The organism is Methyloceanibacter sp. (genome assembly GCF_035650995.1).
Lineage (GTDB): Bacteria > Pseudomonadota > Alphaproteobacteria > Rhizobiales > Methyloligellaceae > Methyloceanibacter.
In genome coordinates this window covers 1-9,176 of record NZ_DASRGO010000141.1, presented here as the reverse complement: position 1 = coordinate 9,176, position 9,176 = coordinate 1, and the positions used below count along the sequence as shown (strand labels likewise).

At 65.9% G+C, this 9,176-nt stretch carries 9 protein-coding genes; 7 read left to right on the top strand and 2 right to left on the bottom strand.

Annotated features, from left to right (window positions below; genetic code table 11):
• Together VFB18_RS10650 and gltX are read left to right on the top strand one after the other, a co-directional pair.
• The coding region (locus VFB18_RS10650; protein ID WP_324974715.1) for an NAD+ synthase at positions 1 to 1,056 on the top strand (1,056 nt) is incomplete at its 5' end.
• Between the two features lie 2 nt (positions 1,057 to 1,058).
• On the top strand, positions 1,059 to 2,396 hold the full coding sequence (gene gltX, locus VFB18_RS10645; RefSeq protein ID WP_324974712.1) for a glutamate--tRNA ligase: 1,338 nt from the start codon (positions 1,059 to 1,061) through the stop codon (positions 2,394 to 2,396).
• A 9-nt stretch (positions 2,397 to 2,405) separates the two neighbouring features.
• Here the strand turns inward: gltX and VFB18_RS10640 are convergent, their stop codons facing one another.
• On the bottom strand, positions 2,406 to 3,599 hold the full coding sequence (locus tag VFB18_RS10640) for a DUF2865 domain-containing protein (protein ID WP_324974709.1): 1,194 nt from the start codon (positions 3,597 to 3,599) through the stop codon (positions 2,406 to 2,408).
• A 335-nt stretch (positions 3,600 to 3,934) separates the two neighbouring features.
• Here VFB18_RS10640 and cysS point away from each other — a divergent pair, with 335 nt between their 5' ends.
• Genes cysS through VFB18_RS10620 form a run of 4 tightly spaced genes read left to right on the top strand, consistent with a single transcriptional unit; the run spans position 3,935 to position 7,503 of the window.
• Entirely contained in the window at positions 3,935 to 5,338 is a 1,404-nt protein-coding gene (gene cysS, locus VFB18_RS10635; protein WP_324974706.1) for a cysteine--tRNA ligase, read from the top strand.
• Complete coding sequence (locus VFB18_RS10630) at positions 5,335 to 5,460, top strand: hypothetical protein (RefSeq protein WP_324974703.1); 126 nt, start codon at positions 5,335 to 5,337, stop codon at positions 5,458 to 5,460. The genes cysS and VFB18_RS10630 overlap by 4 nt, the downstream gene beginning before the upstream one ends.
• An 8-nt stretch (positions 5,461 to 5,468) precedes the next feature.
• On the top strand, positions 5,469 to 7,070 hold the full coding sequence (gene cimA / locus VFB18_RS10625) for a citramalate synthase (RefSeq protein WP_324974701.1): 1,602 nt from the start codon (positions 5,469 to 5,471) through the stop codon (positions 7,068 to 7,070).
• Positions 7,071 to 7,083: 13 nt separating this feature from the next.
• Positions 7,084 to 7,503, top strand: a complete 420-nt coding sequence (locus tag VFB18_RS10620) for a GFA family protein (protein WP_324974699.1) — start codon at positions 7,084 to 7,086, stop codon at positions 7,501 to 7,503.
• 43 nt (positions 7,504 to 7,546) lie between these two features.
• Here VFB18_RS10620 and VFB18_RS10615 read toward each other — a convergent pair whose 3' ends face one another.
• Positions 7,547 to 8,170 carry a TIGR00730 family Rossman fold protein gene (locus VFB18_RS10615; RefSeq protein WP_324974696.1) on the bottom strand — a complete coding sequence of 208 codons (624 nt, stop codon included), beginning with the start codon at positions 8,168 to 8,170 and terminating at the stop codon, positions 7,547 to 7,549.
• 194 nt (positions 8,171 to 8,364) lie between these two features.
• Between VFB18_RS10615 and VFB18_RS10610 the strand changes: the two genes are divergently transcribed.
• On the top strand, positions 8,365 to 8,907 hold the full coding sequence (locus VFB18_RS10610) for a hypothetical protein (protein ID WP_324974693.1): 543 nt from the start codon (positions 8,365 to 8,367) through the stop codon (positions 8,905 to 8,907).
• Positions 8,908 to 9,176 lie beyond the last annotated feature (269 nt).

The window sequence follows — 9,176 nt, the reverse complement described above, 5'->3', positions numbered from 1 at the left end:
TATGTCAATCAGGTCGGCGGCCAGGACGAGCTCGTGTTCGATGGCGCATCCTTCGTGCTCAACGCCGACGGCAAGATCGCCGTGCAGATGCCGGCCTGGGAGGAGGCGGTCGGCATCACCGAATGGCGGCGCGAGGGCGCGCGCTGGCGGTGTCTTCCGGGCACGATCGCCGTGGTTGAGGAAGGCGAGGCCGCGAACTATCTCGCCTGCGTCACCGGGCTTCGCGACTATATCGACAAGAACGGCTTCCCCGGCGTCGTACTCGGCCTTTCCGGCGGTGTCGACTCGGCGCTTTGTGCCGCGATTGCCGTCGATGGGCTCGGCGCCGAGCGCGTGCGCGGCGTCATGCTGCCCTATGTCTACACCAGCAACGAGAGCTTGAACGACGCGGCGGCGACCGCCGAGGCCTTGCACATCCGCTACGACATCATGCCGATCGGAGACGCCGTCGAGGGGCTCACCGAGGCGCTCGCCAAATCGTTCGAGGGGACCAAGCCCGATGCCACCGAGGAGAACTTGCAGAGCCGCGCCCGCGGCACCCTGCTGATGGCCCTCTCCAACAAGTTCGGCCCGCTCGTCATCACCACCGGCAACAAGTCGGAGGTGTCGGTCGGCTACGCCACGCTCTACGGCGACATGAACGGCGGCTTCAACCCGATCAAGGATCTGTACAAGGGACAGGTCTATGCTCTCGCGCGCTACCGCAATCGCGCGCGGCCTAAGGGCTGCCTTGGGCCCGAGGGCATCGTCGTTCCGGAAAATGTGCTGACCAAGGCGCCGACCGCAGAGCTCAGGCCGGGGCAGCGCGATCAGGACACGCTGCCGCCTTACGAGGTGCTCGACGATATCCTGAACTGCCTGGTCGAGCTCGAGATGCCGTTGCCCGAGATCGTCGCGCGCGGGCATGCGCCCGAGACGGTGAAGAAGGTCGAGCGCATGCTCTATCTCGCCGAGTACAAGCGGCGGCAGGCGGCGCCGGGCGTGAAGATCACCGCCAAGAATTTCGGCCGCGACCGGCGCTATCCCATCACCAACAAGTTCCGCGAGAAACTTTAACAATGAGCGTGACGGTCAGATTCGCGCCGAGCCCGACGGGACGGCTGCACGCGGGCAATATCCGCACCGCCCTGATCAACTTCCTGTTCGCGCGCAAGACCGGCGGGCGGCTGATCTTCCGGCTCGACGACACCGACCGTGAGCGCTCGACCGACGAATTCGCCGAAGGCATTCGCGAGGATTTGGCCTGGCTCGGCATTACCTATGCCTCGGAAGTGCACCAGTCGGACCGCTTTGCCCGTTACGCCGAGGCCGTCGAGAAGCTCAAATCGGCCGGGCGCCTCTATCCCGCCTACGAAACGCCAGAGGAACTTGAACTTAAACGTAAGCGCCAACTCGCGCGCGGCAGGCCCCCCGTCTATGACCGCGCCGCCTTGAAGCTCACCCCCGAGGAGCGCGCCAAGCTCGAAGCCGAAGGCAGGCGGCCGCATTGGCGCTTCAGGCTCGAGACGCGCGATGTCGTGTGGGAGGATCTCGTACGGGGACGCCAGCACGTCGATGCTTCGTCGCTGTCGGACCCGGTGCTGGTACGCGCCGACGGCACCTATCTCTACACGCTGCCGAGCGTGGTCGACGACATCGAGCTCGGCATCACCCACGTGATCCGCGGCGAGGATCATGTGGTCAATACCGCGCCGCAGATTCAGCTGTTCGAGGCGCTCGGCGCGGCGCCGCCGGCCTTTGGGCATCACAGCCTGTTGGTGAACGCGGACGGTCAGGCGCTGTCGAAGCGCGACCGGTCGATTTCGATAAAGGGCATGCGCGAGGAGGGAATCGAGGCGCTCGCGGTGGCGAGCTACTGCGCGACGATCGGCACCTCGGACCCCGTGGCGCCGCACGCAAATCTGGACGAACTGGTGCGGGGCTTCGATTTCGCCAAGCTGTCGCGCGCCCCGGCGAGATTCGATCCCGCCGAACTTCGTGCCCTCAATGCCAAGCTCCTCCACATGCTGCCCTTTGAGGCGGTGGCCGGGCGGCTTAAGGGCATGGGCGTCGAAGGCGGGGCGACGTTCTGGGGGGCGGTGCGCGGCAACCTCGCCGTGCTCGGCGATGCCGGGACCTGGTGGGAGGTGGTGCGGAACCCGCTTTCGCCCGTCATCGAGGATCGCGATCTCTGTCGCCGGGCGGCTGAGCTCTTGCCGCCTGAGCCGTGGGACGAGACGACCTGGGAGCGCTGGTCAACAGCCATCAAGCAGGCGACCGGTGCGAAGGGCAAGGCGCTGTTCCAGCCCTTGCGGCTTGCGCTGACGGGCCGCGAGCATGGGCCCGAGCTCAAGCTTCTCTTGCCGCTGATTGGACGGGCGCGCGCGCTTGCGCGGCTTGAAGGCAAAACCGCCTAAGAATGAAGGCTATTGCGCCGGGGCGGCCTTGTTCGTCTTTTTGATGACGCTCGACGTGCTAGGGCTTGCGGCCGGCGCAGCCGAGGCCTCGGCCTGCGCCGGGTGCGCCGGAGAAGCCGCGGCCGCCGCAGGGGCGGGCGGCGCGGGGGGCTTCTGCGCCTGAGGCACCGCGGCTTGCGCGGGCGGATTGGCCGGCGCGTTGCTGCCGGTCACCTCGGGCGCGGCCGGCGTTGCGGCGGCTTGCGCGGCGGGAGGAGAGGCCGGCACGGCAGCGATCTTGCCCTTGCCCTTGCTCTTTCCGCCCTGAGCCGCCTCTTCGGCTTCGGCGCGCTTGTTGGCTTCCTCGATCGCGGTCGGATTGTATTCGGCCTGCTTGCAGGAGCAGCCGTTCACGTAGGTCTTGCGGAATTTCAGCGCGACCGGCAGGTCCATGTAGGCCGAGCCGTTGAGCGAGATGGCCTGCTCGATCTCCTGCCCGGGGTTGCGATAGACGTAGAGTTCGGCGGGCGCCGCGCAGCTCGACTGGCACCGCTCGGCCTCCTGGGCGAGGCTCGCGGCGGTGGTCGAGTAGGCGAGCGGATAGAAGAAGCCGTCGCAGAGCCGTACGCACACCGCGCGATAGCGTCCGTTCGGGTCGATGCTGCGATAGATCGGGGTCTCGGGCTGCGCGGGCTCTTCCTCCTGGCCGCCGCCGAAGAAGTCGAACAGGCCGCCGCCCCGCCGCGGCGGCTGGCGCACCTGGCCGCCGCAACCGCTCTGCGCCATGGCTTGCTGGATCTCGGCCTGACGCCGCCTATTGCCGCCGCCGCCGGTCAGCGCCTGGCGTTGCTGCTGAAGCTGGGTCAGCTGGCGGCGCGCATCCTCGACGCGATCGTTCATGCTGAGACATTGCGGGCTGCGCACCAAGGCCTTGCCGAAGATGAAGAAGCTCTCGAAGCAGCCCGCATCCTGCATGGCGGCTTGCGTGCCCTGGAAGACGCGATCGTACTGGGCCATCTGCTTGTCGATACGGGCGAGATCGTCGGCGTTGGCGCCGCCGCCGCTCTGCGCCGCGATCAGGTCCTGCTGCAGCTGATAGCAGCGGATCTGCTGCTCGCTCGATTGGGCGAGCGCGAGCGAGGCGCACGCGGCAAGCATCACGCCGCCGAGCACGACGGCGACAGCGCGCCGCCGGCCGTCCGGCGATGCGAACGGCGCCCGCAAGCGCGAAAAAGCGCGTTTAGCCCTCACGACTTAAAAGTCCCATCCCCAAGGCTCAAGCGAGCATTATGCGCCCATAAAATCGGGGGTCAATGAGGCATGATTAAGATGACAGGCGCGGGGCCGGTGGACACGAGCCCAGAGCCCCTTCGCTTGACGGTTGCGGCAATTCCCGCCATAAGCGGGACCAAGATGATGCAAGAGCAACCGATCCTTATTATTTTGTGCGGCATCATTCTGGGCTAGCAAAGAAGCTCGCCCGGGTCGTTCCTCCTTTACCTCGCATCACAATTTGCCGATGAACGTCCGGCGGGCCGTAAGCCGAAGGGGCTTGGACCGTGGCGCTTAAGCTTTACAACACGCTCACCCGCAAGAAGGAGGAGTTCCGCCCTCTCGACCCCTCCAACGTGCGCATGTATGTGTGCGGGCCCACGGTCTACGACTTTGCCCATATCGGCAATGCGCGCCCGGTCATCGTGTTCGACGTGCTCTACCGGCTGCTCCGCCACGTCTACGGGCCCGATCACGTCACCTATGTGCGCAACATCACCGACGTCGACGACAAGATCAACGCGCGCGCGGCGCAAGACTATCCCGGTCTGCCGTTGAACGAGGCGATCAGGCGCGTCACCGAGAAGACCGAGAAGCAGTTCCACGAGGACATGGCCGCGCTCGGCGCGCTGCCGCCGACGGTCGAGCCGCGCGCCACCGAGCACATCGAAGAGATGAAGGCGATGATCGAGCGGCTCGTGGAGAAGGGCTGCGCCTATGTCGCCGAAGACCACGTGCTGTTCCACGTCGCCGCGATGCCCGATTACGGCAAGCTCTCGGGCCGCTCGCTCGACGAGATGGTGGCGGGCGCGCGAGTCGAGGTGGCGCCGTTCAAGAAGGATCCGATGGACTTCGTCTTGTGGAAGCCGTCGAAGCCGGGCGAGCCGTCGTGGGCCTCGCCCTGCGGCATCGCCGCGCGCGGACGCCCGGGATGGCACATCGAGTGCTCGGCGATGTCGGCCGCGCATCTCGGGGAGATGTTCGACATCCACGGCGGCGGCATCGACCTCGTCTTTCCGCACCACGAGAACGAGGTCGCGCAATCGCGCTGCGCCAACGGCACGCCGATCATGGCGCAGGTGTGGATGCACAACGGCTTCCTCCAGGTCGAGGGTGAGAAGATGGCGAAGAGCCTCGGTAACTTCGTCACCGTGCATGAGTTGCTCGAAGACTGGCCTGGCGAGGCCGTTCGCCTGAACATGTTGATGACGCACTATCGTCAGCCGTTGAACTGGACGGAGGCGGGACTGCGCGAGGCCAAGCGCATGCTCGATCATTGGTATGAGTTGACCGCCGATACGTCAGGCGAGGGTATGCTCTGCGCGGACGCCGTCGCAGCGATCGAGGACGATCTCAATACGCCGAAGGCGGTTTCAGCCCTTCACGAGTTGCGCCAAGCGGCAGCCCGCGGTTCCAAACCAGCTGGACGCTCGCTTAAGGCGTCGGCGCAAATGCTTGGGCTCCTGCAGCAGGACTCACAGACATGGGCGGACTGGCGCCCGCCGTCCTTCACGCAAGACGATGCGCGCATCGCGACCTTCATCAGCGCGCGGAACGCGGCGCGGGCGGCCAAGAACTTCAAGGAGGCCGACCGCATCCGCGACGAGCTGGCCGCCATGGGCATCGTGCTGAAAGACGCCAAGGACCCCAAGACGGGCGAACTGGTCACCACCTGGGAGGTCGCCCGATGACGATCCGGTTCCTCAAGGATGCGCCGTTCAGGGGCAGCCACGGCGTCTATTTCGCCATCAAGCTCGTCGTGCTCGCGCTTGCGCTCCTGCTCGCGCTGCATTTCCTGTTCAACGTGGTGTAGGAAAGACGATGGCCCGCGAACGCCTCTCGCTCTACGACACCACGCTCCGCGACGGCGCCCAGACCCACGGCGTCGACTTCTCGGTCGAGGACAAGTGGCTGCTCGCCCAGCAGCTCGACGTGCTCGGCATCGACTATATCGAAGGGGGCTATCCCGGCGCCAACCCGACCGACACGCGCCTGTTCGCCGAAGCGCGCGAGCTCGGGCATGCGCGGCTCACCGCCTTCGGCATGACCAAGCGGCCGGGCCGGTCGCTCGCCAACGATCCGGGCTTCCAGGCGCTGCTCACCGCCAAGACGGGCGCCATCTGCCTCGTCGGCAAGACCTGGGACTTCCATGTCAAAGTCGCGCTCGGCACCTCGCTCGAAGAGAATATCGAGGGCATCAGAGAGTCGGTCGCGGCGGTGGTTGCGAGCGGACGCGAGGCCCTGCTCGACTGCGAGCATTTCTTCGACGGCTACAAGGCCAATCCCGACTACGCGCTTCGCTGCGCCAAGGCGGCCTACGAAGCAGGCGCGCGCTGGGTCGTGCTGTGCGACACCAATGGCGGCACGCTGCCCGAGGAGATCGAGACGGTCGTCGCCGAGGTGGTCACGCATATTCCCGGCGATCATGTCGGCATCCACGCGCATAATGACACCGACAACGGCGTCGCCAACTCGCTCGCGGCGGTGCGCGCCGGCGCGCGCCAGATTCAGGGCACGCTGAACGGTCTCGGCGAGCGCTGCGGCAACGCCAATCTCACCTCGATCATTCCGACGCTGATGCTGAAGTCGGACTACGCCCTGCGCTTCGAGACCTCGATCACGCCGGAGAAGCTCAGGACGCTCACGCATGCCTCGCGCATCCTCGACGAGCTGCTGAACCGCGCGCCGAACCGGCACGCGCCTTATGTCGGCGAGTCGGCCTTCGCGCATAAAGGCGGCATCCACGTCTCGGCGGTGCAGAAGGACCCGCGCACCTACGAGCACGTGCCGCCCGAAGCGGTCGGCAACCGCCGCAAGCTGCTCGTCTCCGACCAGGCGGGCCGCTCGAACATTCTCGCCGAGCTCGAGCGCATCGGCATCGCCGTGCCCAAGGACGATCCCCGCATCGCGCGCCTGCTCGACGAGGTGAAGGAGCGTGAGGCGGCGGGCTATGCCTACGAGGCGGCCGATGCCTCCTTCGAGCTGCTCGCGCGGCGCATGCTCGGCAACGTGCCGCAGTTCTTCGACGTCGATTCCTTCCGCGTCACGGTCGAGCGGCGCCACAACGCATTTGGCGACCTCGTCACGGTGTCGGAGGCGACGGTCAAGGTGCGCATCGACGGCGAGACGTTCCTCTCGGCCGCCGAGGGCAACGGCCCGGTCAACGCGCTCGACAACGCGCTGCGCAAGGATCTCGGACCGTATCAGAGCTATATCGACGACCTCGAGCTCGTGGACTACAAGGTGCGCATCCTGACCGGCGGCACAGACGCCGTCACGCGCGTTCTGATCGAGAGCCGCGACAGTGGCGGGAACCGCTGGTTCACCGTGGGCGTCTCTCCGAATATCGTCGATGCCTCGTTCGAGGCGCTGCTCGACTCGATCAACTATAAGCTGATCCGCGACGGCGCTAGCGCGGCCTGAGTTGGAGTTGGCGATGGCGAGCCAGCAGGACGAACAAGAGCGCGTCGCGCGTTGCGCTTGCGGCAACTTGGAGGTCACCACGCGGGGCGAGCCGATCGATGTCTATATTTGCAGTTGTCTTGCCTGCCAGCGCGGCACCGGCAGCGCGTTCTCCTATGCGGCGATCTTCCCCGAATCGGCGGTGAGCAGCGCCGGCAATAGCCGGACGTACCGGCAATACGGAGACTCGGGACGTTTCATCGAGAGTTACTTTTGCCCCACCTGCGGAACGGCAGTCCTGTTTCGCGCCGAGGGGTTCCCGGGAGCGGTCGGCGTGCCGGTCGGCTGCTTCGCTGATCCGAGCTTCGCGCGTCCCGCGAAGCTGTACTGGGCCTCGCGGCGCCATCACTGGCTCGACCTGCCGGAAAGCATCGTCCTGATCAACACGCAGTAGCGCTAACCTAAACCTCTTTGCGGTCTCTCGATTCGTTGAAAGATCAGAACTTGGCGGCGACCTCGGCGTCGTACTGGTCGGCGAGTTCGACCGGGTAGGGCTTCACCGCCGCCTCGATGGCCGGGACGATCTTCGCCACGTCGTCCACCACGCTCATCTTCAATTCGAGCCCGTTGCGGATGAAGGTCTCGCCGCTCATGCGGTCGAACAGAGCAAGCAGCGGGTTCCAGAAGCCATGAATGTTGGCGAGGACGATCGGCTTCGTATGGCGGCCGAGCTGAGTCCAGGTGAGCTGCTCGACGAATTCCTCGAGCGTGCCAAGCCCGCCGGGGAGCGCGACGAAGGCGTCGGACTTGGCGAACATCAGCTGCTTCCGCTGATGCATGTCGTCGACCACGATCAGCTCCTGCGCCTCGAGCAGCATGTGCTCGCGCTCGCTCAAAAAGCCGGGAATGATGCCGGTCACGTGGCCGCCGTTCTCGAGGGTGGCGCGCGCGATCTCGCCCATGAGCCCGAGGCTGCCGCCGCCATAGACGAGACCGATGCGCGAGGACGCGAGGATGCGGCCGAGCGCGCGCGCGGCTTCGGCGAAGGCGGGATTTAATCCCGAGCCAGAGCCGCAATAGACGCAGATATTCTGGATGATGGCGGTGGGGGTGTCTTTCATGACCTCATGTGGCATTGCCGTCGAGCGGGCGTCAAGGAAACCCAGGCATGGCTTGCTTCGGTGACGAGAATTCGACGGATCGCCATGGTTTACGCTGTGGCGAGAGAGGCGCGGGCCGGACGTTTTTTCGCCTTCCGCGCCGTATAGAAAGCGTCTTAAACAGAATAAGGACGGAACGCTCAAGGAAGAAGGACATGACGGTAAGACGATTTATTTCCGGCTTCGCGGCCCTTATGGCGCTTGCCTGCGTCGGTCTCGCCGGCGTCGCGATCGGCGCCTCGTTGGCCAAGGCCGAGACGGCCGGCATCAGGCTCGCCGAGGATGACGTGCCCGGCGACAAGAGTTTAATCCAGGATGAGCCTACTTCGCCGTCCGACGAGCAGTCTCAGACCGGCTCGCATGCGCCCAAGTATCCGATCCGGTTCAAGACCGTGGATTATCAGGACGCGGGCGACACCGGCAAATTGACACTTGCCGGCACGGCGCCGCCCGAGACCCCCGTCTATATCTATTTCGACGATCAGCCTTTCGTGAAGGTGATGGCCGACAAGGATGGCAACTGGTCGACGGAGAAGGAAGTCGGCAAGCTCGATCAGGAGCGCCACATGCTGCGCGCCGAGCAATACGACATGACCACGCGCATGGTGAGCGGCCGGGCGATGGTGACGCTCGCGCGCGCGCCGGAGGATGCCGCACCGCCGCAAGCGGGGCAGGGGGAGTCTTCCGGCCCGCACTAGGGCGAGCTTGCCGCGAAATCGCCACGCGGGGGTTTAACTCTAACCCGGCGTGACCTTTTTTGGCCTTTCCCGTGCCCTAGAATAGCGGCGCTGGGAGGGACGAATCATGCGCCGGAATGCCGTCGCTTCGCTTGTCGCTCTTCTCGCCGTGATCCTGCTGGGCGTCGCGGGCGTCTACCTTTACCGGCAGGCCATGCCCGTGCCCCAGGGCGACGGCAGCACGCCCGTTGGCGGCACGGCCGCGCTTGCGCCCGCGCCGGCACCGGCCG

What these genes read in the sequence shown, in the direction of transcription:
- gltX (WP_324974712.1), top strand. Translation starts at nt 1,059, where the DNA reads ATGAGCGTGACGGTCAGATTCGCGCCGAGCCCGACGGGACGGCTGCAC.
- VFB18_RS10630 (WP_324974703.1), top strand. Translation starts at nt 5,335, where the DNA reads ATGACGATCCGGTTCCTCAAGGATGCGCCGTTCAGGGGCAGCCACGGC.
- cimA (WP_324974701.1), top strand. Translation starts at nt 5,469, where the DNA reads ATGGCCCGCGAACGCCTCTCGCTCTACGACACCACGCTCCGCGACGGC.
- VFB18_RS10620 (WP_324974699.1), top strand. Translation starts at nt 7,084, where the DNA reads ATGGCGAGCCAGCAGGACGAACAAGAGCGCGTCGCGCGTTGCGCTTGC.
- VFB18_RS10615 (WP_324974696.1), bottom strand. Translation starts at nt 8,170, where the DNA reads ATGAAAGACACCCCCACCGCCATCATCCAGAATATCTGCGTCTATTGC.
- VFB18_RS10610 (WP_324974693.1), top strand. Translation starts at nt 8,365, where the DNA reads ATGACGGTAAGACGATTTATTTCCGGCTTCGCGGCCCTTATGGCGCTT.